16 protein-coding genes are annotated in these 22,327 nt (G+C 63.2%); 7 read left to right on the top strand and 9 right to left on the bottom strand.

Annotated elements, in window-relative coordinates:
• Window positions 1-55: 55 nt before the first annotated feature.
• Genes HU766_RS03695 through mexE form a run of 3 tightly spaced genes read right to left on the bottom strand, consistent with a single transcriptional unit; the run spans window position 56 to window position 5,901 of the window.
• A complete protein-coding gene (locus HU766_RS03695) occupies window positions 56-1,471 on the bottom strand; it encodes a TolC family protein (protein ID WP_186653582.1) in 1,416 nt (471 codons plus the stop codon).
• A complete protein-coding gene (locus HU766_RS03690; protein ID WP_186653579.1) occupies window positions 1,468-4,647 on the bottom strand; it encodes an efflux RND transporter permease subunit in 3,180 nt (1,059 codons plus the stop codon). The genes HU766_RS03695 and HU766_RS03690 overlap by 4 nt, the downstream gene beginning before the upstream one ends.
• 12 nt (window positions 4,648-4,659) lie before the next feature.
• Window positions 4,660-5,901 carry a multidrug efflux RND transporter periplasmic adaptor subunit MexE gene (gene mexE / locus HU766_RS03685; RefSeq protein WP_033698016.1) on the bottom strand — a complete coding sequence of 414 codons (1,242 nt, stop codon included), beginning with the start codon at window positions 5,899-5,901 and terminating at the stop codon, window positions 4,660-4,662.
• A gap of 239 nt (window positions 5,902-6,140) precedes the next feature.
• On the opposite strand from mexE, the gene HU766_RS03680 reads away from it, so the two are divergent.
• A complete protein-coding gene (locus HU766_RS03680; protein WP_186653577.1) occupies window positions 6,141-6,824 on the top strand; it encodes a tetratricopeptide repeat protein in 684 nt (227 codons plus the stop codon).
• Window positions 6,825-6,843: 19 nt separating this feature from the next.
• On the opposite strand, the gene HU766_RS03675 is transcribed toward HU766_RS03680, so the two are convergent.
• Both HU766_RS03675 and gspG read right to left on the bottom strand, forming a co-directional pair.
• On the bottom strand, window positions 6,844-8,034 hold the full coding sequence (locus HU766_RS03675) for a type II secretion system F family protein (RefSeq protein WP_186653575.1): 1,191 nt from the start codon (window positions 8,032-8,034) through the stop codon (window positions 6,844-6,846).
• Between the two features lie 11 nt (window positions 8,035-8,045).
• Window positions 8,046-8,471, bottom strand: a complete 426-nt coding sequence (gspG, locus tag HU766_RS03670; protein WP_033700061.1) for a type II secretion system major pseudopilin GspG — start codon at window positions 8,469-8,471, stop codon at window positions 8,046-8,048.
• 185 nt (window positions 8,472-8,656) lie between these two features.
• On the opposite strand from gspG, the gene HU766_RS03665 reads away from it, so the two are divergent.
• The 4 genes from HU766_RS03665 to HU766_RS03650 all read left to right on the top strand — a co-directional run bounded on the left by HU766_RS03665 (window position 8,657) and on the right by HU766_RS03650 (window position 13,990).
• Entirely contained in the window at window positions 8,657-9,250 is a 594-nt protein-coding gene (locus HU766_RS03665; RefSeq protein ID WP_186653573.1) for a transglycosylase SLT domain-containing protein, read from the top strand.
• Between the two features lie 96 nt (window positions 9,251-9,346).
• Window positions 9,347-10,816 (top strand): HAMP domain-containing sensor histidine kinase, encoded by a 1,470-nt coding sequence (locus tag HU766_RS03660; RefSeq protein ID WP_186653571.1) that lies wholly within the window; start codon window positions 9,347-9,349, stop codon window positions 10,814-10,816.
• 284 nt (window positions 10,817-11,100) lie between these two features.
• Window positions 11,101-12,594, top strand: coding sequence for a HAMP domain-containing sensor histidine kinase (locus HU766_RS03655; RefSeq protein ID WP_186653568.1), 1,494 nt, complete (start codon window positions 11,101-11,103; stop codon window positions 12,592-12,594).
• A complete protein-coding gene (locus HU766_RS03650; RefSeq protein WP_033698009.1) occupies window positions 12,563-13,990 on the top strand; it encodes a sigma-54 dependent transcriptional regulator in 1,428 nt (475 codons plus the stop codon). Before HU766_RS03655 ends, HU766_RS03650 begins: the two co-directional genes overlap by 32 nt.
• Before the next feature lie 20 nt (window positions 13,991-14,010).
• Here HU766_RS03650 and HU766_RS03645 read toward each other — a convergent pair whose 3' ends face one another.
• From HU766_RS03645 to HU766_RS03635, 3 genes are all read right to left on the bottom strand, one after another.
• On the bottom strand, window positions 14,011-14,295 hold the full coding sequence (locus tag HU766_RS03645; protein WP_186653565.1) for a hypothetical protein: 285 nt from the start codon (window positions 14,293-14,295) through the stop codon (window positions 14,011-14,013).
• Between the two features lie 87 nt (window positions 14,296-14,382).
• Window positions 14,383-15,735, bottom strand: coding sequence for a GntP family permease (locus HU766_RS03640; protein ID WP_186653562.1), 1,353 nt, complete (start codon window positions 15,733-15,735; stop codon window positions 14,383-14,385).
• 111 nt (window positions 15,736-15,846) lie between these two features.
• Window positions 15,847-16,386 (bottom strand): gluconokinase, encoded by a 540-nt coding sequence (locus HU766_RS03635; RefSeq protein WP_033698006.1) that lies wholly within the window; start codon window positions 16,384-16,386, stop codon window positions 15,847-15,849.
• Window positions 16,387-16,593: 207 nt separating this feature from the next.
• On the opposite strand from HU766_RS03635, the gene HU766_RS03630 reads away from it, so the two are divergent.
• On the top strand, window positions 16,594-17,613 hold the full coding sequence (locus tag HU766_RS03630) for a LacI family DNA-binding transcriptional regulator (RefSeq protein WP_186653559.1): 1,020 nt from the start codon (window positions 16,594-16,596) through the stop codon (window positions 17,611-17,613).
• 136 nt (window positions 17,614-17,749) lie between these two features.
• Complete coding sequence (locus HU766_RS26405; RefSeq protein WP_186653554.1) at window positions 17,750-19,069, top strand: PAS domain-containing methyl-accepting chemotaxis protein; 1,320 nt, start codon at window positions 17,750-17,752, stop codon at window positions 19,067-19,069.
• Here HU766_RS26405 and HU766_RS03620 read toward each other — a convergent pair.
• The gene (locus HU766_RS03620) at window positions 19,044-22,316 is read right to left on the bottom strand and encodes a transporter substrate-binding domain-containing protein (protein WP_186653551.1); all 3,273 of its coding nucleotides are present in this window, start codon (window positions 22,314-22,316) and stop codon (window positions 19,044-19,046) included. The genes HU766_RS26405 and HU766_RS03620 overlap by 26 nt on opposite strands.
• Window positions 22,317-22,327: the final 11 nt, after the last annotated feature.

Here is a 22,327-nt window from a genome sequence, read left to right as displayed (position 1 = left end):
CAGGGCAAACGGTTGGGGGAGTAACCAACCAAAGGAGTCGTTGAAAGGGGTTGAATCAGCGCGCGCTGGCCACCGTATCCGGTTGCCAGCCGCCACCCAGGGCCTTGTAGATCGAGACGATGCCGCGGTACAGCTCGACCTCTCCCTGGGCCTGGGCATCTTCTGCGCTGAGGCGCTCACGCTCGGCGTCGAGCAGCACCAGGTAGTCCACCGTGCCTTCGCGATAGCGGATCGAGGCCAGCGCTGCCGCCTTGCGGCTAGCGTCGCTCTGACGCATCAGCGACAACAGGCGCTGCTGGGTCTTGTCGTAATCGCTGAAGGCGTTGGCCGACTCTTCAAGGGCCAGCAACACTTGCTGCTCATAGTTGGCCAGGGCGCCTTCGGCGTCTGCCTTGGCACCGCGCAGACGGGCGCGCACGCTGCCCAGGTCGAAGGCCGCCCAGGTGATGCTCGGGCCCAGGCCCCAGGCGTTGGCTGCCGAGGAGCCGATCTGCGAGCCGCGCGCAGCCGTAAAGCCGAGGAAGCCGCTGAGGCTGACCCGTGGGAACAGGTCGGCAGTGGCCACACCGACGTTGGCCGTGGCGGCGGCCAGTTGGCGTTCGGCACTGCGAATATCCGGGCGACGACGCAGCAGCTCGCCGGGGTCGCCCACCGGCAGTGCTTTGGCGATGGCTGGCAGGGCCTTGGGCGACAGGTCTACGCTCAGCGCGTCCGGGCGCTGGCCAAGCAGGGTGGCGATGCGGTGACGGGCACGCGCCTGTTCGGCCTGCAGTTGCGGCACAGTGGCTTCGACACCTGCCAGGCGCGCATCGGCACGCACCACATCAAGGTCGTTGCCCACGCCAGCATCGCGCAGGGTTTCGGTGATGGTGCGCGATTCCTGCTGGGTCTTGAGGTTGGCCAGGGCGATGTTCTCGCGCAACTGGGCACCGCGCAGTTGGCCATAGGCGTCGACCAGTTCGGCGATCAAGCTGACTTGCAACTGCTGCAGGTCGGCCGCGGCGGCGGCCTCCTGGGCTTCGCTGGCTTCGATCTGGCGCTGGATACGGCCGAACAGGTCGAGTTCCCAGGCCATGTCCAGGCCCAGGTCATAGCGTTCGCTGTTGACCCGCTGCTCGGTCTGGCCGGGGACCTGGCCCTTGCCGATTTCGCTGCTGGCACGGCTGGTGACTACCGGCAGTTGGTCGTTGGCGGCGTCCTCACGGATAGCACGGGCCGACTTCAAGCGGGCAAAGGCTACCCGCAGGTCACGGTTACCGTCGAGCGAGGCCTGCACCAGCTGGTTCAGCACCGGGTCGTCGAACTGCTTCCACCAGATGCTTTCGAAGCGGCTACGGTCGTAGGCCTTGGCCTGCATCTGCGCGTCAAAACGGGCAGGCTCGGTGTTCGGCGTCTTGTAGTCCGGGCCCACCGCGCAGGCCGCCAGGGCCAACGCCAGCAGGCTCGGGGTCAGGGGTTTGAGCAGGTTCATGCGGGGTTCTCCAGCGATTGCACGCGTTCGGCCTTGCGGGCTTGGCGGCGTTCGACGAAACGGCGGATCAGGAAGAAGAACACTGGGGTCAGGAACAGCCCGAACACCGTCACGCCGATCATCCCCGAGAACACCGCGACACCCATGGCGTGGCGCATTTCCGAACCGGCACCGGAGGAGAACACCAGCGGTACCACGCCCATGATGAAGGCGATCGAGGTCATCAGGATCGGCCGCAGACGCAAGCGGCAGGCTTCCAGCACTGCGGCCAGCGGGTCGAGGCCCTTGGCCTGTTCATCCTTGGCGAATTCGACGATCAGGATCGCGTTCTTGCACGCAAGGCCCACCAGTACGATCAAGCCGATCTGGGTGAATATGTTGTTGTCACCGCCCGAGACAATCACCCCGGTAATGGCCGACAGCAGGGTCATCGGCACGATCAGGATCACCGCCAGCGGCAGGCTCCAGCTTTCGTATTGGGCCGCCAGCACCAGGAACGCCAGCAGTACGCAGAGCGGGAACACCAGCAGCGCGGTATTGCCAGAGAGAATCTGCTGATAGGTCAGGTCGGTCCACTCGAAGGTCATGCCGTTGGGCAGTTCCTCTTTGAGCAGTTTCTCGATGGCAGCCTCGGCTTGGCCAGAGCTGTAGCCCGGGGCAGCAGCACCGTTGATTTCTGCGGTGATGAAGCCGTTGTAGTGCATCACGCGATCAGGCCCGGAGGTGTCGCTGACCTTGAGGAAGGTCGCCAGCGGGATCATCTCGCCCAAGTTGTTGCGCACCTTCAACTGGCCGATCTGCTCGGCATCGAGGCGGAACTGCTGTTCGGCCTGGACGTTGACCTGGTAGGTACGGCCAAAGCGGTTGAAGTCGTTGGTGTACAGCGAGCCCAGGTAAACCTGCAGGGTGTCGAAGATGTCGTTGATCGCCACGCCATGGGTCTTGGCCTTTTCCCGGTCGATGGCGGCATCGACCTGCGGCACGTTGACCTGGTAGCTGGTGAACAGGCCCGCCAGTTCCGGCACGTTGTGGCTCTTGGCGATGATGTTCTGGGTTTCCTTGTACAGCGCTTCGTAACCCAGGTTACCGCGGTCCTCGATCTGCAGGCGGAAGCCGCCAATGGTGCCCAGGCCCTGTACCGGCGGCGGTGGGAAGATCGCGATGTAGGCGTCCTGGATGTCGGCGAACTGGGCGTTCAGGGCGGCGGCGATGGCCGCTGCCGACTGGCTCGGGTCTTTGCGCTCGTCGAACGGCTTGAGCGGGGTGAACACGATGCCGCTGTTCGGGCTGTTGGTGAAACCGTTGATCGACAGGCCCGGGAAGGCTACCGAATCGGCAACCCCAGGTTGCTTCAGGGCGATCTCGCTCATGCGCTTGATCACCGCCTCGGTGCGGTCGAGGCTGGCAGCATCTGGCAATTGGGCAAAAGCCACCAGGTATTGCTTGTCCTGGGCCGGCACGAAACCGGTCGGGGTGGACGAGAAACCGAGGTAGGTCAGGCCCATCAGGCCGGCATACACGAACAGGGCGATGCCGCTGGAGCGGATGACCCGGCGCACGCCGCCGACGTAATTGTGGCTGGCACGGTCGAAGAAGCGGTTGAACGGCGAGAACAGCCAGCTGCCCAGCAGTTTGTCGAGGAAGCGCGAGAAGCGGTCCTTGGGTGCGTGGTGGTCCTTGAGCAGCACGGCGGCCAGGGCCGGCGACAGGGTCAGCGAGTTGAACGCCGAGATGACCGTGGAGATGGCGATGGTCAGGGCGAACTGCTTGTAGAACTGCCCGGTAAGGCCGGAAATGAACGCGGCAGGCACGAACACGGCGCACAGCACCAGGGCAGTGGCAATGATCGGCCCGGTCACTTCGCTCATGGCCTTTTGCGTGGCTTCAAGCGGTTTCAGGCCCAGCCCGATATTACGTTCGACGTTCTCCACCACAACGATGGCGTCGTCCACCACGATGCCGATGGCCAACACCAGCCCGAACAGCGACAAGGCATTGAGCGAGAAGCCGAACAGGTGCATCACCGCGAAGGTACCGATCAGCGACACCGGCACCGCCAGCAACGGGATGATCGAGGCGCGCCAGGTCTGCAGGAACAGGATCACTACCAGCACCACCAGTATCAGCGCTTCGAACAGGGTGTGTACCACTGCCTCGATGGAGCCGCGTACGAAGATGGTCGGGTCGTAGACGATGCTGTAGTCCATGCCCTCGGGGAAGTCTTTCTTCAGCTCGGCCATCTTGGCCCGTACTTCATCGGAGATCTCGATGGCGTTGGAGCCTGGGCGCTGGAAGATCGGGATGGCCACTGCCGGCTGGTTGTTCAGCAGCGAGCGCAGGGCATATTGGCTGGAGCCGAGTTCGACCCGGGCGATGTCTTTCAGGCGAGTGATTTCGCCATCGGCACCGGCACGGATGATGATGTTCTCGAACTCTTCCTCATTGACCAGGCGGCCTTGGGTGTTGATCGACAGCTGGAAACTGGTGGAACCAGGGGCGGGCGGGGCGCCCAGCTGGCCGGCAGCGACCTGGCGGTTCTGCTCGCGGATGGCCGCGACAACGTCACTGGCTGTCAGGTTGCGCGAGGCGGTCTTGTTCGGGTCGAGCCACACGCGCAACGAGTAGTCGCCCATGCCGAACAGTTGCACGTCACCCACGCCGCCCAGGCGTGCCAGCTCATCCTTGATGTTGAGGATGGCGTAGTTGGACAAGTAGAGCATGTCGTAGCGGTTGTCCGGCGAGGTCAGGTGCACGACCATGGTCAGGTCGGGCGAGGCCTTGTCGACGGTGATACCGATGCGCGTCACTTCTTCCGGCAGCTTGGGCTGGGTGCGGGTGACGCGGTTCTGTACCTGCACCTGCGCGTTGTCCAGGTCGGTGCCCAGGGCGAAGGTGATGGTCAGGGTCAGCTTGCCATCGGCGGTGGATTGCGAGGACATGTACAGCATGTTCTCGACACCTGTGATGGCCTGCTCCAGCGGCGCGGCGACGGTTTCGCCGATCACTTTGGGGTTGGCACCGGGGAAGTTGGCGCGCACCACCACGGTGGGCGGCACCACTTCCGGGTATTCGCTGATCGGCAGCTGGAACAGCGAGATCGAACCCGCAATCAGCAGCACCAGCGACAGCACCGCGGCGAAGATCGGCCGGGTAATGAAGAATTTTGAAAAGTTCATCGGTGTGATCCCTTAACCGCGTGGCGCCTGGACGCTGGCGACTTTCTCAGTGGTGCCCGCTACCTTCGGCGTGGTGTTGCTGGCCTCGAGGGCCTGGCGCTGCTGGGCGAGGGCGGCGAGGGTCTGTTCGCTGGCCATTGGCGTTTCTTCTGGGGTAACCGCCGAACCTGGGCGTACCCGCTGCAGGCCTCTGACTACGATGCGGTCATCCTTGGCCAGGCCGCTGCGCACGATGCGCAGGCCTTCGAGCTTGGGCCCCAGCTCTACAGCGCGGTAGGTAGCTTTGTTGTCCTTGTCCATGACCAGCACGAACTTCTTGCCAAGGTCGGTGCCCACGGCTTCGTCGTTGATCAGCATGGCGTCGTACTGGGCGCTGCCGACCAGCTTCAGGCGTGCATACAGGCCAGGGGTGAACTGGCCGTCACGGTTGTCGAACACGGCGCGGCCACGGATGGTGCCGGTGCGCGGGTTGACCTGGTTGTCGACGAAGTTCATCTGGCCCAGGTGCGGGTTGCCGGTTTCGTTGGTCAGGCCCAGGTACACCGGGGTGGTCTGGCCGCGCTGGCCTTCACGTGCCAGCTGGGTGTACTTGAGGTACACGCGCTCGTCGGCGTCGAAGTAGGCGTAGACCTTGTCGGTGGACACCACGCTGGTCAGCGGGGTGACATCGGCGGTGACGATGTTGCCGGCCGTGAACTGGGCACGGCTGACACGGCCGCTGATGGGCGCGGTGACACGGGTGAAGCTCAAGTTCAGGCGGGCCAGGTCGAGCTGGGCCTGGATTGCATCGACCCCGGCGCGGGCTTCGGCGGCGGCACTGCTGCGCGATTCGGCAAGCTCGGCGGAGATGGCGTTGCTGTCACGCAGGCGCTCGCCACGGCGGGCTTCGTTGGCGCTGCGGATAGCGGTGGCCTTGGCCTGTTGCAATTGCGCTTCGAGGCGGCGGACTTCAGCCTGGAACGGGCGCGGGTCGATCTGGAACAGCAGGTCGCCTTTCTTGACCTGGGCGCCTTCGGTGAAACCGACGAGGTCGATCTGGCCCGAGACCCGTGGCCGCACTTCGACGGTTTCCGGGGCTTCGAGACGGCCGGTGAACTCGTCCCATTCATTGATCGGCTGTTCGATCACCTTGGCAACGGTGACTTTGGGCGCGGCGGGCGCCTGCACGGCGTCGGGGGTTCGACCGCAAGCGCTGAGCACTACGACTGCCAGGGCAGCGAGTGGAAAGCGCAAGGGTTTGAGTGAGTGGTCCATGGAGAACTCCGCCAGAGTATTAGTAGTGGGCGGAGTGTGAGTGCCTTGCGCGCGGCGCACGAATCGAACGGGGCGAAGGTTATTATCACGCTGAATGATATGTCGGGATCTTTCATCGATAAGCGGCATCGCGGGCAGATGAGCATCTGAGCGATCAATCGGGAACTTCAATGCCATGCTCAGGTCGATAGGCTCTTCTTTCGAGCCAGGCCCACCTGGACCAGTCGAGTGCTTTCCTCATGCCAAGCAAGCGTATGCTGTCGACCCTTACCCTGTTGTTCAGCGTCGCTGCGAGCCATTTCACCGTCGCCGGCGAGCGCACGGCGACTGCACACAGTAATACGGCCTCGACCCTGTTGATCGACACCGCTTCTAGGCAATATGCAGACGGCAAACTTGATCAGGCCGCGGCCACACTGGAGCGGGCGCTGCAAATTCAGCCGAACAATCCCGCTACACTGCACTATCTGGGTGTGCTGCGCTTGCAGCAGGGGCAATACGATCAGGCGGGAGTGTTGGCGGCGCGCTCCAACCTGCGCGTCGGGCACAACGTGGCATTGCGCAATCGTAATCTGCAATTGATTCAGGCAGCGAACAAAGCCCGGACTTCAGGTACTGCTCCTGGTGCTGTAAACGCGTCGGCTGTTCAAGCAACACAAGCACAGACGAGCTCGGCGCACGCACGATCAGTCACGCTTGCTGCTGCCGAACAGATGCAGGGCATTGCCGGTCAGCAGCGAATCGGTCTTGCTGAACACCGCATGGCCGATGCTGCTTTTGAGGTGCCGCCAGGCCACAGGCCGCCACCGGGCAAATGCCGAATCTGGTTCCCCGATCGCTCACCCGGGCATCAACCCCCGCCCGGCAAGTGCAAAAAGCTAAAAAAACACATTCCTGCCGGCGCCTACCTTGTGCGTCATTAATGGCCTGGGCCTAGCCGTTTCAGTGGATGCTTGAGGCCAGTTCGAAGATCGGCATGTACATCAAGATCACGATGAAGCCGATCAGCAAGCCGATGAAGGTCATCAGCAGCGGCTCGAACAGCTTGACGAACCATTCCACCCAGCGGCCGATCTCCTGGTCGTGAAAGTCGGCGCAACGCTCCAGCATCTCGCCGAGGTTGCCCGACTGTTCACCCGCCCGCAGCAGCCGCAAAGACACCGGCGTCACCAGTTGCCCGGCCTCCAGCGCATCGGACAACGGCAGCCCTTCGGCCACGCGTTGGCTGGCTTGTTCAAGGCCTTGGGCTGCGGCACTGCCCAGCAGCCCGCGGGCCATGCCCATTGCCGTGAGGATGGAAATGCCACCTTGCAAAAGGATGCCCAGCGAGCGGTAGAAGCGCGCCAGCTCGTACATCATCAACCGCTGGTGCAGTGCGGGCATGCGCCTTAGCTGGCGGGATGCCCAGCGCCGCACGCGCGGATGACGGCGCAGCAGCACCAGGGCGGTTATCCCCGCCACACTGCCCAGTGCCAACGGCAGTTGCTGGGCATGCAGGAACAAGCCGATCTGCATCAGCATGCGTGACAGCCAGGGCAGCTCGGTACCCATGCCCTCGAACACTTGGCTGAAGCGCGGCACCACGTAGCCGAGCAGAAACAGCACCACGCCACCGCCCACCAGCAACAGCAGCAGCGGGTAGACCGACGCCCCCACCAGCTTCTGCCGGACCAGGTCCAGGCGTTGGCGGTAGGCGATATAGCGGCCCAGGGCGTCGCCCAGGGCGCCGGTGCGTTCGCTGGACTGCACCAAGGCCACGTACAGCGCTGGGAATATGCGCGGCTGACGGGCCAGCGCCTGGGACAGCGAATGCCCTTCGTACAGTTGGCGCACCAGGTCACCCAGCGTTTTGCGCGTGGCCGGGGTCGGGGCTTTTTCCGCCAGGCTTTCCAAGGCGTCGATCAACGGCAGCCCGGCATTCAGCAGGGTCGACAGCTCCTGGCTGAACAGCACCAGGTCAAAGTGTGCTTCGCGGCGCCAGGCCATGCCACGCAATGCGCCGCCCTGGCCCTTCACGCTGACCACCCGCAAACCTTGCGCCTCGACCTGGCGACGCGCCTGGTCGGCATCTTCGGCGTCGATCTGCAACTGCACCACGCCCTGTCTGCCCAGGGCCTTGAGGCTGTAGCGCATGGCCGAACTCCTCATTGCCAGCTGGTGATTTCGGCGTTTTCCCCGTCACCACCGGGCTGGCCGTCCTTGCCCATCGACAGCAGGTCGTATTCGCCGCCGTTCTCGCCGGGTTGCCGGTAGATGTAGGCATGCCCCCACGGGTCTTGCGGTACCGCCTTCTGCAGGTAGGGGCCCGTCCAGCGGGCTTCGCCACTGGGAGCGGTGACCAGCGCCTGCAGGCCCTGTTCACTGTTGGGGTAATGGCCGACTTCCAGGCGATAGAGGTCAAGGGCCTTGCTCAAACCCTCGATCTGTGCCCGTGCCACCTTGACCTCCGAGCGCCCTAGCTGGCTGAAGTACTTGGGCGCGACGATGCCGGCCAGCAGGCCGAGCACCACCAGCACGACGAGGAGTTCGAGCAGGGTGAAACCACGTTGGGGGTTGGATCTGCGCTGCATGGTGAAGGCCTCCGCTGCATGGAAACAGGCTGTGTCAGGCACCATGCAACAGCCGTGCACGTCTGCCTCGGGGCCTTGCACCATGCGGTACAGGAAGCGGCACAGTGCTTGCGTCGTCGACATCGACCTCGGGTTTTCCGGGGCATTTCCCCCACATCGGGGGCCACGACGAAGAGGCAGCCGACATGCGTGGACTCATCCTGGGTTTGATCTGGCTGGCGGCGGGTGCCGCTCAGGCCGATGTGTACATCTCCATCGATGCCAAGGGCGGCTACGTACTGACCAACGTCCATCGACCCGGGCGTCATTACCAGCGGGTGATCAGCGAACCGCTGGCCCAGGCGGGCCCGGCCGGTGCGCAGTTGATCACCGGGCGCCCCTATGCCGAGCTGGTGGCGGCCGCGGCGCTCGCCCACAACGTACCGCAGGCGTTGCTGCATGCGCTGATCAAGGCCGAGTCCGGCTATAACCCCAAGGCCCGCTCGCCAGCGGGCGCGGTGGGGCTGATGCAACTGATGCCCGATACCGCCCGTGAAATGGGCGTGGAGAACGTCTTGGACCCTGAAGACAACGTGCAGGGCGGCGCACGCTACCTCAAACGCATGCTGACCCTGTTCGACAACGACATCACCCTGGCCGTGGCCGCCTACAACGCTGGCCCCGATGCAGTGCTGCGCCGGGGTGCGGTGCCGCCGTTCGCCGAAACCCGCCGCTACGTGCCCAACGTGCTGCGCGAGTACCGCAAGCTGCAAGGGTTGGCGGACGATTCGCCGTTATAGGCGCAGCCACCCTTCGGCGGATGCCATCAATTTACAACCATGGTTCCCCCAACTCTGGGCTATAACCTTCAAAGGTGCCCAGCCGTGGAGTCCGCCATGGACATCGCCCCTCGTTCCGACGCCCTCGAAGTGCCTGCCGGCAGTGAGGCGGCAACCCCACGCAAGCCGTTCAACCTGTTGCGCTGGTACGCCTGGGTCAGCCTGGCCATCATCTTTTCGGTGGCTGTCGGCCTGGGGCTGATTTCCAGCCGCTTTATCATCGACGAAAGCGTCGAGCGCGATGCGCTGCTTTCTGCCCAGTTCATTACCTCGATTGCCGACGCCGAAGTGCGCCACGTGTCGATCCCCAATGTGCGCACCATGGGCGAGCTGCTTGACCCGCGCACCGATCGCACGGCGCTGCCGGATGTCGACCCCGAAGCCCGGCGCAAGGCCCGTGGCGAGTTCCTCGACCATATCGCGCACCTGCCTGACATGCTGTTGGCCAATATCTACGCGCCGGACCGCACCGTGATCTGGTCCAGCAACCCCGCATTGATCGGCAAGCTGATCGAGGGCGATGACGACCTTGATCGCGCCTTCGAATACAAGATGCAGGTCTCCGCCAGCTACCATGATTTTGAACAGGCACGCGAAGAGCAGAAGTTCGTGACTCCGCCCGTACAGCTGTTCATCGAGAACTACATCCCGCTGTTCGACGCCGATGGCGAGCATGTCACGGCCATGGTGGAAATCTACAAGGAACCCCATGACCTGATTGTGCGCATCGAGCACGGCCTGATCCTTATCTGGGCGGCGATCACCGTTGGCGCGGCACTGGTCTATATCGGCCTGTACGGCATCATGCGCCGCGCCGCCAAGCTGCTGGCGGTGCAGCAGAAGCGGCTGATCAACAACGAAACCTACGTGGCGCTGGGCGAGGTGTCTTCGGCGGTGGCGCACAGCTTGCGCAACCCGCTGGCGAGTATCCGCTCGAGTGCCGAGCTTGCACAAGCGTTCGATGACGGCCCGGCACATCGGAATATCAACGACATCATCAACCAGGTCGATCGCATGTCGCAGTGGATTCGCCAACTGTTGCAGTCACTGCGCCCGCTCAATGACGAAGCGGTGGCGGTGGACCTGGCGCAGGCACTGCAGGAAAGCCTGCAGACCTTTGCCGTACCGCTGACGCGCTGTGCAGTGAGGCTTGACCTACAGCCGTTACCGGCGGTTCAGGTCCTGGGGCACCCGGCATTGCTCAGGCAGATCTTCAGCAGCCTGATCGCCAACGCGCTGGAGTCGATGGAGTCGATGGAGCAGGGCGGCACCTTGCGTGTCGAAGTGGTGCGCAAGGACCGGCGCAGTCTCACCCTGCGCCTGTCCGATACCGGCAAGGGGATGACCGAGCAGCAGGTGCGCATGGCATTCAGGCCGTTTTTCACCACCAAGCAGGGCGGGCTGGGTGTTGGCCTGGTGCTGGTCAAACGCATCATGGAGCGCTTTGGGGGGGCGGTGAGGTTGAGCAGCAGCGAAGGGCACGGCACTCGGGTTTCGCTGAACTTCAGGTTGGTCAGTTCTGCATAATTGGCTTTAAAAATATTGAATAACTATATGATTTATATTTATTTATTTGTTTTTGGGTGATTTTCACCCAATTGTGGGGGTTAGATCTTGAAAAAAGCTTAAAAAGCTAAATCAAGTAATTGAAAAATATAGTTTTATTAATTTCAAGATTTGCTGGCTGAGTTTTTGCAAAGACCGATAGCAACAGATGGCAGCTTCGGCGGCCCAGGTGGAGTGCTATTGAATTGCTACCAACCGTAGTAAGGCTGCGCTTCAGAACGGACTCCCTGCGCGGGAACCACTCTATGCAGATGCTGGACAACGAAATGCCCGACAAAGCCTCTGCGGCCTCCAGTGGTTTCGCGGCACCGCTGCGCGAGTTCAACCTGCTGCGTTGGTTTTCCCTGATCAGCCTGTTGATCATCGCCTCGGTAGCCGGTGGCCTGGGTTACGTATCGACGCGCTTCGTGGTACGTGACAGCGTCGAGCGCGACGCCATGCTCACCGCGCAGTTCATCCAGGCCATGGCCCAGGCCGAAGTCCGCCATTCGCAGTTGCCGCCGGGCACCACCATGGGTGAACTGCTCGACCCCCGCCTGGACCTACAGCACCTGCAAGTCACCCCGGCGCTGGCCGAGTCGACCCGCGTCGAATTCCTCGACCACGTCGAACACCTGCCCGACACCCTGCTGGCCAACGTCTATGCCCGTGACCGGACCATCGTCTGGTCCACCAACCCTCAGTTGATTGGCAAGCGCATCGAGGAGGATGGCGACCTGGAGCACGCCTTCCGTTCGCGCAAGGCGGTATCTGCCAGCTACCACAAGGCTGAGGAAGACCGTGAAGAACAGAAATTCCTGCGTGAACCCGAGTACCTGTTCATCGAGAACTACATCCCGCTGTTCGACAGCCAGGCTGAACAGGTGCTGTCGATGGTCGAGATCTACAAAGAGCCGCAGGACCTGATCCGGCGTATCCAGCGGGGCTATGTGCTGATCTGGGCCTCGACCCTGGTGGGCGGGGCGCTGATCTATTTCGGCCTGTTCTGGATCGTGCGGCGGGCGGCGCTCATGCTCGACCAGCAGCAAGACCGGCTGGTGGCCAGCGAAACCTACGGGGCACTGGGCGAAATGTCCTCGGCGGTGGCCCACAGCCTGCGCAATCCGTTGGCCAACATCCGCTCCAGCGCCGAGCTGGCCCAGGAAATCGCCAACCCCACCGCGCAGAAGAATATCAACGACATCATCGGCCAGGTGGACCGCATGTCACGCTGGGTGCGCGACCTCTTAGTGTCGCTGCGCCCGGCCAGTGACGAGCCCGAGGCGGTAGACCTGGTCGCGGCCATCGAGGATACCCACCTGGCCTTCGCCCAACAGATCGCGCGCAACGGTGTGAAGTTCTGCTACGAAGGCCCCGAGCTGCAGTACGTGGCCAGCCAGCCGCTGCAGCTCACGCAGATTCTCAACAGTCTGTTTTCCAATGCCATCGAGGCCATGCCCGCAGGCGGTGTGTTGCGCGCCCAGGTCAGCGTGGCGGACGGCCAGCGTGCGGTCATGCTGCTCAGCGACACCGGCAAGGGCATGAGCCAACAGCAGGAAAGGATGGTGTTCAAACCATTCTTTACCACCAAACAGGGCGGCCTCGGCGTAGGCCTGGCCCTGGTTCAACGCATCATGGAGCGTTTTGGCGGCTCGGTCAGCCTGAGCAGCCGCGAAGAGGAAGGAACCCGCGTCAGCCTTACTTTCAATATCGCAGCGGGAGTGGACCATGGAACAGAGCATCCTGGTAGTCGAGGATGATGAAATCCTTGCTGACAACATTCGCACCTACCTGAGCCTCAAGGGCTATGAGGTGACGGTCTGCCACAGTGCCGAGCTTGCACTGGAGCAGGTCAAGCAGGCCCAGCCCGACGCCGTGCTGACCGACAACTCGTTGCCCGGTATGAGCGGGCACGACCTGTTGCGCGCCCTGGTGGCACAGGTGCCGGCGCTGAAAGTCATCATGATGACCGGCTACGGCAACGTCGAAGACGCCGTGCAGGCGATGAAGGAGGGCGCGTTCCATTACCTGACCAAGCCGGTGGTGCTGGCCGAGCTCAAGCTGACCCTGGACAAGGCCCTGGCGGCAGAGCGGATGGAGCGCACCCTGTCGTTCTACCAGGAGCGCGAGGCACAGAAGTCCGGGTTGCAGGCATTGATCGGCGACTCGCCGGTGATGCTCAGCCTCAAGCACACGTTACACCAGGTGCTGGATGCCGAGCGACGCATGGCCAGCGACGACCTGCCCCCGGTACTGGTCGAAGGCGAGACCGGCACAGGCAAGGAGCTGGTGGCCCGGGCCCTGCATTTCGATGGGTTGCGCAGCAAGGGGCCGTTCATCGAGTTCAATTGCGCGTCGATCCCGGCCAATTTGCTCGAAGCGGAGTTGTTCGGTCATGAGAAAGGTGCTTTCACCGATGCCAAGGAGCGCAGGGTGGGCCTGGTCGAGGCCGCTGATGGGGGCACGCTGTTCCTCGATGAAATCGGCGAGATGGACCTGGTGCTGCAAGCCAAGCTGCTGAAGCTGCTCGAAGACCGCAGCATCCGCCGCATTGGTGCGGTGAAGGAGCGCAAGGTCGACTTGCGGGTAATCAGTGCCACCAACTGCAACCTCGAACAGATGGTGCAGCAGGGCAAGTTCCGCCGCGACCTGTTCTTCCGGCTGCGCATCATCGCGCTCAAGGTGCCGCGCTTGTATGCGCGTGGGCAGGACATTCTGCTATTGGCTCGGCATTTCCTGGCGCACCATGGCCGCCGTTATGGCAAGCCTAACCTGCGTTTTTCCGCCGAGGCCGAGGCCTTGATGCTGGGCTACAGCTGGCCAGGCAACGTGCGGGAGCTGCGCAACATGTTGGAGCAGACAGTGCTGCTGGCGCCCAACGAGGTGATCCAGACCCATCAGCTGAACTTGTGCATGAGCTTGATCGACGAACCGTTGATTCAGCAACAGGCGCCTATGGTGTTCGAGATGCCACGGCATGAGCCCGAACCCGGCACCAGCCTGCCGGACATGGAGCGGGACCTGGTGTGCAAGACCCTGGACCGGACCGACTGGAACGTGACCAAGTCGGCGCGGATGCTGGGGTTGTCGCGGGATATGCTGCGTTACCGGATCGAGAAGCTGGGGTTAACCAGGCCAGACAAGCGGCAGTGGTAACCCCTCAGCGCGCAGCGACGTCAGGGCTTGCTGGCGCCTGCCTTGTTGCTGTCTTGCGAACCGCTACCCTCCATGCCGGGCAAATCATGTTCATCATTCTGCGTGGCAGGCGGGCTGTCGGGGTCATTGCCCTGCAAGCGCGGGTCGGTATCCCGTGGCATCGGTTTTTCAATCGGGTTGAGGGTGCTGTCGACACCCGGCTGGGGCGCTGGGTTGTGCGGGTCGTCTGGGTAGGTCGGCCCGGTGCCGACCGCGAGGGCCAGCGGCGAAACAAACACGGCTGCGAGCAGGAAGGTGCGAATCATGGTGCAAGCTCCTTTGCATCGGGATGAGGGCTTCTACCTCGATTGGGCCCCCGAGCTGACGCCGGGTGCCCCCATCCCGATCAACGGTCACACCACCATCGACAACAACATGATGAAGATGATGCCCACCACCGAAAGGATGGTCTCCATCATGCTCCAGGTCTTGAAGGTCTCGGCCACGGTCATGTTGAAGTACTGTTTCACCAGCCAGAACCCGGCATCGTTGACGTGCGACAGGATCAGCGAGCCCGCGCCAGTGGCCAGTACCAGCAGCTCACGGTTGACCCCCGGTACCATGTCGATCACGGGTGCGACGATCCCTGCGCCGGTGATGGTGGCGACCGTCGCCGAGCCGGTGGCGATGCGGATCACCGCCGCCACCAGCCAGGCCAGCATGATCGGCGAGATTTCCGCCTGCACCGCCATCTGCCCGATCACGTTGCCGACCCCGGTATCCACCAGCATCTGCTTGAAGCCGCCGCCAGCCCCTACGATCAGCACGATGGCAGCGGTCGGTGCCAGGCTCTGGTCGAGCATCTTCATGATCTGCTGGCGGTTGAAACCCCGCGCCGCGCCGAAGGTATAGAAGGCCAGCAGCAAGGCGGCGAGCAGGGCGGAGATGGGGTGGCCGATCAGGTCCATCCACTGTCGCACGATATGCTCGGCGGGCAGCACCACGTCGGCGAAGGTCTTGAGCAGCATGAGCGCCACCGGCAGCAGCACCGTGAGCAGGGTGACGGCGAAGCTCGGCAGGTTGCCCTGGTCGGACTCCTTGGCGATTTGGTCCATCAGCTCCTGGGACGGGTTACCGGGGATGTAACGCGAGATGAAGTTGCCGAACAGCGGGCCAGCGATGATCGCGGTAGGCAGCGCCACGATCAGGCCATAGAAGATGGTCTTGCCGATGTCGGCATTGAAGATGCCGATCGCCAACAGCGGCCCCGGGTGTGGCGGCACCAGGCCGTGAACCACGGACAGGCCGGCCAGCAGCGGGATGCCGATTTTCACCAACGAGACCCCGGAACGCCGGGCGACGATGAATACCAGCGGGATCAGCAGTACGAAGCCGATCTCGAAGAACAGCGGGATGCCGACCAGGAAGGCGGCGAACATCATGGCCCAGTGCACGTTCTTCTTGCCGAAGGCGCGGATCAGCGTCTGCGCGATCTGGTCGGCGCCGCCGGAATCGGCCATCAGCTTGCCAAGCATGGTGCCCAAGGCGAGCACGATGCCGACGAAGCCCAGCACGCCGCCAAAACCGTCCTGGAACGATTTCATCACCTTGGCCACCGGCATGCCGGAGGTAAGGCCGAGGAAGCCGGCCGCGAGGGTGAGGGCGACGAAGGGGTGAACTTTGAAATGGGTGATCAGCAGGATCAGCCCGATGATGGTTACCAGGGCGTCGAGCAGCAGGAAGGTATCAGTAGCCAGTCCGAACATGGTTTTTATGCCTCGGTCTTATCGTTGTTTTGGGCGTTGCTTTATTGAACTTCAGGCGCTTTCATTGGTTGAGACAGCGCTGTCTTTGGTGAGCCGGAAAAACCGCCTGGTTCAGGCAGTTTGCGCCAGGTCCCGCTCACCGCAGGGCTTTAGCCAGCTGTCTACCGTCTCGGCAAGCACATTGATGGGCTGGGTGGCGTCCAATGGCAGGGTCAGCGGCTCGCCATGCGGGGCTTCGAGGGCTGCAAACTGGCTGTCGATGAGGCTTGCCGGCATGAAATGCCCAGGGCGGGCCAGTACGCGCTTTTCTGCCTCGGCAGGGGTGAGTTCGAGGAACACGAACACCAAGCCCGGCATGGAGGCGCGCAAGGTATCGCGGTAGCGGCGCTTGAGGGCAGAACAGGTGAGGATCGGGCGCTCGCCCGCGTTGACCGTGGCTTGCAGCTCCTGGCCCAGGTGCACCAGCCAGCCGGCACGGTCGTTGTCGTCCAGCGGGATGCCAGCACTCATCTTGCGGATGTTTTCGGCAGGGTGAAAAGCGTCGCCTTCGATCAGGCGGCCGCCGCTTCTGGCGGCAATGGCGGCACCGACGCAGCTTTTGCCGCAGCCAGCCACGCCCATCACCACAATGGCGGACAGGGGAGAATTCATCAGTACCTCCTGCGGGGTGAGGTAGCGCTGTCTCGTCGCTGACGAACCGCCACCTCCCCGGTGTTATTGGTCTTGTCCTTACGCAGTATGGACGCTTGGCAGCGAGCACGCGGAACGGCTACCAAAGATTACATTGCCTGCGTCCTGAGACAGCGCTACCTTAGTGGCCGTTCCCCTCCCTTGGCAAGTAGTAAAATTACAACATTCATGTCCCGAACAGGCTCCCGCACCACCGGTCGTCCCACCCTGGCAGAAGTCGCCAGGCTTTCCGGGGTTTCCCCGATCACCGCATCCCGCGCCTTGCGCGGTGTCAGCACGGTTGCCCCGGCGCTGGCCGAAAAGGTTGCCGCTGCTGCGGCGAGCCTGGGCTATGTCGCCAACCCGGCCGCCCGCGCACTCGCCTCGGCCCGCAGCCAGTCGGTGGTGGTGCTGATCCCGTCATTGTCTAACCAGTTGTTCATCGACACCCTCGAAGCCATTCACGAGGTGATGCGCCCGCGCGGGCTTGAGGTTTTGATCGGCAACTATCACTACGATATTGCCGAAGAAGAGAACCTGATCCGCAACTACCTGGCCTACCAGCCTTGCGGCATGCTGCTGACCGGTTTCGAGCGCAGTGACGCATCGCGACAGATGCTGGCGGCCAGTGGCGTGCCCTGCGTGCACATGATGGAGTTGGGTGGCGAGGCGGGTGCATTGTCGGTGGGCTTTTCGCAGCAACAGGCCGGGCGTGCGGCTGCCAAGCACCTGATCGAACGCGGACGGCGGCGCTTGGCGTTCATTGCCGCGCAGCTCGACCCGCGGGTAATGCAGCGCGCCGAGGGGTTTCGCCAGGCCCTGACCGAAGCGGGGCTGCAAGCGACTGAGCTGGAAATCCTGGCGCCCGAGCCTTCTTCCATCGCCTTGGGCAGTGCGTTGTTCAGCCAGCTGATGCAGCAGGCGCCGGATGTCGACGGCATCTTTTTCTGCAACGACGACCTGGCCCAGGGCGCTGTGCTGCAGGCGCTGCGCCAAGGGGTTGAGGTACCGCGGCAGGTGGCGATGGTGGGGTTCAACGATTTGCCCGCCTCGGCGCACATGGTGCCGCGGTTGACCTCGATTCGCACACCTAGGGCAGCCGTAGGGCGGGGGGCCGCACTGGCGCTGCTGACGTTGCTTGACGGCAAACGGGTGGCCAACGAGCAGCAGGACCTTGGGTTCGAACTGATGGTGCGCGAGAGTTCTTGAGACTTAGAGTTCTTCAGGCTCAGCGCCTTGTGCTTGAAGGCCTCGGGGACTAATTACAAAGTGATATCAATGTGCTTGCACGGCGCTGTTGCCCATCTATGCTCAGGAAACCCCGCGCATAAAGGAGCCCGGCGTCATGTTCGATTTCCATCGCAAGTCCGACCTCGTCGAGATCCAGCGTAGTCACCAGGCACTGGCCAGTGCGCAAGCAAAGCTCGCGGCAATCAGCCGTTCGATGGCGATGATCGAGTTCGCGCCCGATGGGACCATTCTCGACGCCAACGAGCGCTTCTGCCAGGCCATGGGTTACAGCGTCGAAGAATTACGCGGCAAGCATCATCGGCTGTTCTGCGACTCGGCCTACGTCAAGACAGCCGAATACCAGCAGCTCTGGCGCGAACTGGGGCAGGGCAAGGCTATCAGCGGCACCTTCGAGCGGGTCGACAAGGCAGGGCGTGAGGTCTGGCTTGAAGCCAGCTATATGCCGGTGCTGGATGAGCAGCGGCAAGTCACCAGCGTGATCAAGGTGGCGTCGGACATCAGCCAGCGGGTCATGCAGGAGCACGAGAGTGAAAGCCTGCTCAAGGCCATCGGCCGCTCCATGGCAGTGATCGAGTTCAGCCCTGACGGCCGGGTCATCAAGGCCAACCCGAATTTCCTCACCACCATGGGCTATCGCCTGGAAGAGGTGGCGGGGCGCCACCACGGGCTGTTCTGCCTGCCGCAGGAGCGGGAGTCGTCGGCGTACCGGGAGTTCTGGGCATCGCTCAACCGCGGGGAATACCACTCGCACCGCTTCGAGCGGATCAACAAGCAAGGCCAGACGGTCTTTCTTGAAGCCTCTTACAACCCGATCTTCGACAGCAAGGGCCGGCTGTACAAGGTGGTCAAGTTCGCCAGCGACATCACCAGCCAGGTCTGCACCCAGCAGAGCGCCGCCGATGCCGCCCACGCCAGCTCCATGCAGACCGATGCCTGCGCGCGCAAGGGTACCGAGGTGGTGCAACAGGCGGTGCAGGTGATCGAGCAGATTTCCCAAGAGCTCAATGACGCGGCGCGCAGCATCGACGCGGTGAGCAAACAGTCGGATGTGATCGGCCAGATTGTCCTGACCATTCGCGGTATTGCCGACCAGACCAATTTGCTGGCACTGAACGCCGCCATCGAAGCGGCACGTGCCGGCGAGCATGGGCGCGGGTTTGCCGTGGTCGCTGATGAAGTGCGCAACCTGGCGGCGCGTACCAGCAAGGCAACCTTGGAGATCGTCGATGTGGTGCGCCAGAACCACGACCTGTCGCTGTTGGCGGTGGCCAGCATGCAGTCGAGCCTGACCCGCACCGGCCATGGCGTCGCCCTGGCCAACGAAGCCGGCACGGTGATCATGGAAATCCAGCAGGGCTCACGCCACGTGGTCGATGCGATCAGCCAGATCAGTTCGACGCTGCAATTGCACTGAGGGCGTCGGCCAGTTCGTGCAGCAAGCTCTGCATGCTGGCCTGCAGTTGCTGCCTTAGTTCAGCCGTAGGCAGCCCTTGGGCTTGCGCATGCTCGATGGCTTCGCAGTCCTTGACCAGTGTGCGTACCTTGAGCATTTTTGCCCCGCCCTTGATGCGATGGGCCAAGGCACGCACCGCATCGCCACTTGCGTCGGGGCCGAGCGCGCGCAGCGCGGCCAGGTCTTCGCTGGCGCTCTGCGACAATTGTTCCAGCAGGTGCCGCGTCAGTTGTTCATCGTCCTGAGTCAGGTGGCGCAATTCGTTCAGGTTGAAACCACTGCCTTGGGCTGGCACAGGCTGCGCATGCGCGCTGGCGTGCGGCAGGTGGGTTTTGAGGGTTTGCAGGCCAATGGGCTTGAACAGGCATTCATCCATGCCACTGGCCAGGCAGCGTGCACGCTCTTCAGCCTGTGCGTTGGCGGTGACGCCGAGAATCCGGCAAGGCGCCAGCGCGCCTTCGCTTTCGAGGCTGCGGATGCGCCGAGTCAGTTCGTGGCCGTCCATGATCGGCATGCTGCAGTCGGTGATCACCAGGTCGAACCGGGCCGCCTGCCAGCGCGTCAGCGCCGCTTCGCCGTTCTCAGCCAGGGTCACGCGATGCCCCAGCGTGTTCAGTTGCCGCTCCAGCAACAGCAAATTGGCAGGGTAGTCGTCGACCACCAGAATGTTCAGCGGGCCGCTGCTGCTTTCAAGGACAGGGGCAAGCGCTTCGGCAGGCGCGGGCGCCTGGCTGGCCGGCAGTTGCAGGCTGACCTGCACCTTGGTGCCCACGCCTTCGACGCTGTGCAGGCTGAGCGTACCGCCCATCAGTTCGGCCAGGGTGCGGCTGATGACCAGCCCCAGGCCGGCGCCCTGGCGTGCCCGTGGGCCGTCGGCCTGGGCGAAGGCATTGAACAGACGTGCCTGGTCTTCAGGGCTGATACCAATGCCGGTGTCACGCACGCACAGCTCAACTTGCATCTCGCCGCTGCTGGCTTGGGTCGACAGGGTCAGGCTGGCATGCACTTCACCGCGCTCGGTGAACTTGATGGCGTTGCTGATCAGGTTGGAGAGCACCTGCTTGAGCCGCAGCGGGTCTGCCATGACCCAACCCGCTGAAGGTGGCAGCGCACTGTGCAGGTGCAGGCCTTTGATTCGCGCATTGCCTTCGAATACCCGCAGCGTGTTGCGTACCAGTTCGACCAGGTTGCAGGGGACCGGTTGCAAGGTCATGTGCCCAGACTCGATACGCGAAATGTCGAGGATGTCGCCGATCAGCTCCAGCAGACCGATGGCCGAATCGTGGGCAGTCTGCAAGGTCTGGGTATCGCAGCGGCCGGCGCGACTGTCTTCCAGCGCCAGTTCGAGCAGGCCGATCACCGCGTTCATGGGTGTGCGGATTTCATGGCTCATGGTGGCCAGGAAGGTGCTCTTGGTCTGGCTGGCCTGTTCGGCGTCGTCCTTGGCCTGGCGCAGCTGTTCGAGCAGGCCGCGGCTCAATGCCAGCTGGGCCTGCAGGGCATGCTGGGCGTCGGTGCGCTGGTGGATCAGTTTGCGCAGGTAGCTGTTCCAGAACACCACCCCGGCCAGCAATAGCGCCGACAGCACCAGCACTTGCAGCGCCAGCGTGCGGTAATCGCGCCATGGGCTGTCACTGACCAGTGTGCTGGTGCGCCAGCGGTTGATCAGTTGGTCCAGCTCTTCTGGCGGGATGCTCAGCAGTGCCTTGTCGAGAATGGCCTGCAGTTGCGGTTGGTCCGAGGCCACCGCAAATGCCGCGATGGCCGGGCTGTCGTCCAGCACACTGGCGATGCGCAGCTGGTTCTTGAACACGTGGTTGATGTAGTAGGTGGCGTTGATGTGGTTGCTCAAGGCCACGTCGGCGGCGCCGTTGGCCACTGCTTCCATCAGCCCGAGGGGGTTGTCCACTTCGACCACCTTGGCGCGTGGGTAGCGACGCTTGAGTTCTGCCCGTTGCGGCGAACCGCGTACCAAGGCTATGCGCTGGCCATCGAGGGCCTTGGCCTGGGCAGGCGATGACGCGTCGTTGCGGGTGACCAATACCCGTGGACTGACCAGGTAGGGGCGGGTAAAACGCAATTGCCTGGCGCGCTCCGTGCCGTAACCCAGGGCGCCGATCATGTGCGCCTCGCCGCGCCCCAGGCGCTCGAGCATCGCCTGCGCCGACTGGCTTTCCAGCGGCTTGAACTGCAGCCCGGTGCGCAGGGATATCTGCTTGAGCAGTTCCAGGGTGATGCCGCTGGCGCGGTGCTGTGCGTCGTTGAAGGTCAGCGGCGCGAGCGACGTGTTGACCAGCACCTTGACGGTGGGGTTGCGGGCGATCCAGTCGGTTTCTTCAGCGGTCAGGGCCGCCAGGTGGCGCTCCAGCAGCAGGCTGGTGTTGCCGCTGGTCCAGCGGCGCAGGATGGTCAGGCGCTCGCTTTCGGTGATTCTGCCCAAGGCCTTGTCGATCAGGCTGCGCAGGCGTTGGTTGTCGTTGGCCAGGGCAAACGCGAAGGTGCCGGGCGGCACCTTGCAGAAGTGGTCGATCTTTACCGTGCCCTGGTAACTCTTGCCGATGAGAAAATCCGTGCTGATGGCATCACCCAGGTAGGCATCGGCCTCGCCCAATTCCACTGCGGCAAGGCCCGCCAGGGTTGAGCGGTACAGGCTCAATTGCGCTTTGGGGTAGAGCGCGCGCACGGTATTGGCGGGTAGGTAGTGGTCGACCATCGCAAGGCGCAGGCCATTGAGGTCTGGGGTGTTTTTCAAGGTGCGGCCTTCGCGCGTAACGATCACCGGCAGGTCGTCGGCGTAAGGCTCGCTAAGGCCGAGCTGGGCATCCGCCGCCTCGAATGCGTTGGAGCTACCCAGCAGGTCGATGCGGCCGTCGCGCAGCGCGGCAATCGCTTGGTGGCGGTTGTCGAAACGCCGGACTTCGATCGGGACGCCCAGTTGCTCGGCGATGATGCCTGCATAATCGGCGCTCAGGCCCTCGTAATCATGCTGGCTGATGTTGATTTCGAACGGCGGGTAATCAGGCCGCGAACTGCCCAGCACCAGGCGGCCGCGCTGCTGCAGCCATTGGCGGTCTTGGTCGCCCAGTTGCAAGGGCGCTGCGGCGCTGATCGAGCGCGCCAACAATTGCCTCGGTTCGCTGTCGGCAAACAGGCCGGTGGAGCCGGCCAGGCCGATGACCAGTAGAACGCTCGCCAGCAGGCGCTTCATGGCAGCTGGGC

Source organism: Pseudomonas sp. SWRI77, assembly GCF_014269105.1.
Classification (GTDB): domain Bacteria; phylum Pseudomonadota; class Gammaproteobacteria; order Pseudomonadales; family Pseudomonadaceae; genus Aquipseudomonas; species Aquipseudomonas capeferrum.
The sequence above is the reverse complement of the archived record's forward strand: the minus strand, read 5'-3'. Positions and strand labels throughout refer to the sequence as shown.

What these genes read in the sequence shown, in the direction of transcription:
- HU766_RS03635 (WP_033698006.1), bottom strand. Translation starts at nt 16,386, where the DNA reads ATGAATTCTCCCCTGTCCGCCATTGTGGTGATGGGCGTGGCTGGCTGC.
- HU766_RS03620 (WP_186653551.1), bottom strand. Translation starts at nt 22,316, where the DNA reads ATGAAGCGCCTGCTGGCGAGCGTTCTACTGGTCATCGGCCTGGCCGGC.
- HU766_RS03675 (WP_186653575.1), bottom strand. Translation starts at nt 8,034, where the DNA reads ATGCGCTACAGCCTCAAGGCCCTGGGCAGACAGGGCGTGGTGCAGTTG.
- mexE (WP_033698016.1), bottom strand. Translation starts at nt 5,901, where the DNA reads ATGGACCACTCACTCAAACCCTTGCGCTTTCCACTCGCTGCCCTGGCA.
- HU766_RS03650 (WP_033698009.1), top strand. Translation starts at nt 12,563, where the DNA reads ATGGAACAGAGCATCCTGGTAGTCGAGGATGATGAAATCCTTGCTGAC.
- HU766_RS03665 (WP_186653573.1), top strand. Translation starts at nt 8,657, where the DNA reads ATGCGTGGACTCATCCTGGGTTTGATCTGGCTGGCGGCGGGTGCCGCT.
- HU766_RS03655 (WP_186653568.1), top strand. Translation starts at nt 11,101, where the DNA reads ATGCAGATGCTGGACAACGAAATGCCCGACAAAGCCTCTGCGGCCTCC.
- HU766_RS03645 (WP_186653565.1), bottom strand. Translation starts at nt 14,295, where the DNA reads ATGATTCGCACCTTCCTGCTCGCAGCCGTGTTTGTTTCGCCGCTGGCC.
- HU766_RS03660 (WP_186653571.1), top strand. Translation starts at nt 9,347, where the DNA reads ATGGACATCGCCCCTCGTTCCGACGCCCTCGAAGTGCCTGCCGGCAGT.
- HU766_RS03630 (WP_186653559.1), top strand. Translation starts at nt 16,594, where the DNA reads ATGTCCCGAACAGGCTCCCGCACCACCGGTCGTCCCACCCTGGCAGAA.
- HU766_RS03695 (WP_186653582.1), bottom strand. Translation starts at nt 1,471, where the DNA reads ATGAACCTGCTCAAACCCCTGACCCCGAGCCTGCTGGCGTTGGCCCTG.
- HU766_RS03680 (WP_186653577.1), top strand. Translation starts at nt 6,141, where the DNA reads ATGCCAAGCAAGCGTATGCTGTCGACCCTTACCCTGTTGTTCAGCGTC.
- HU766_RS03640 (WP_186653562.1), bottom strand. Translation starts at nt 15,735, where the DNA reads ATGTTCGGACTGGCTACTGATACCTTCCTGCTGCTCGACGCCCTGGTA.
- gspG (WP_033700061.1), bottom strand. Translation starts at nt 8,471, where the DNA reads ATGCAGCGCAGATCCAACCCCCAACGTGGTTTCACCCTGCTCGAACTC.
- HU766_RS26405 (WP_186653554.1), top strand. Translation starts at nt 17,750, where the DNA reads ATGTTCGATTTCCATCGCAAGTCCGACCTCGTCGAGATCCAGCGTAGT.
- HU766_RS03690 (WP_186653579.1), bottom strand. Translation starts at nt 4,647, where the DNA reads ATGAACTTTTCAAAATTCTTCATTACCCGGCCGATCTTCGCCGCGGTG.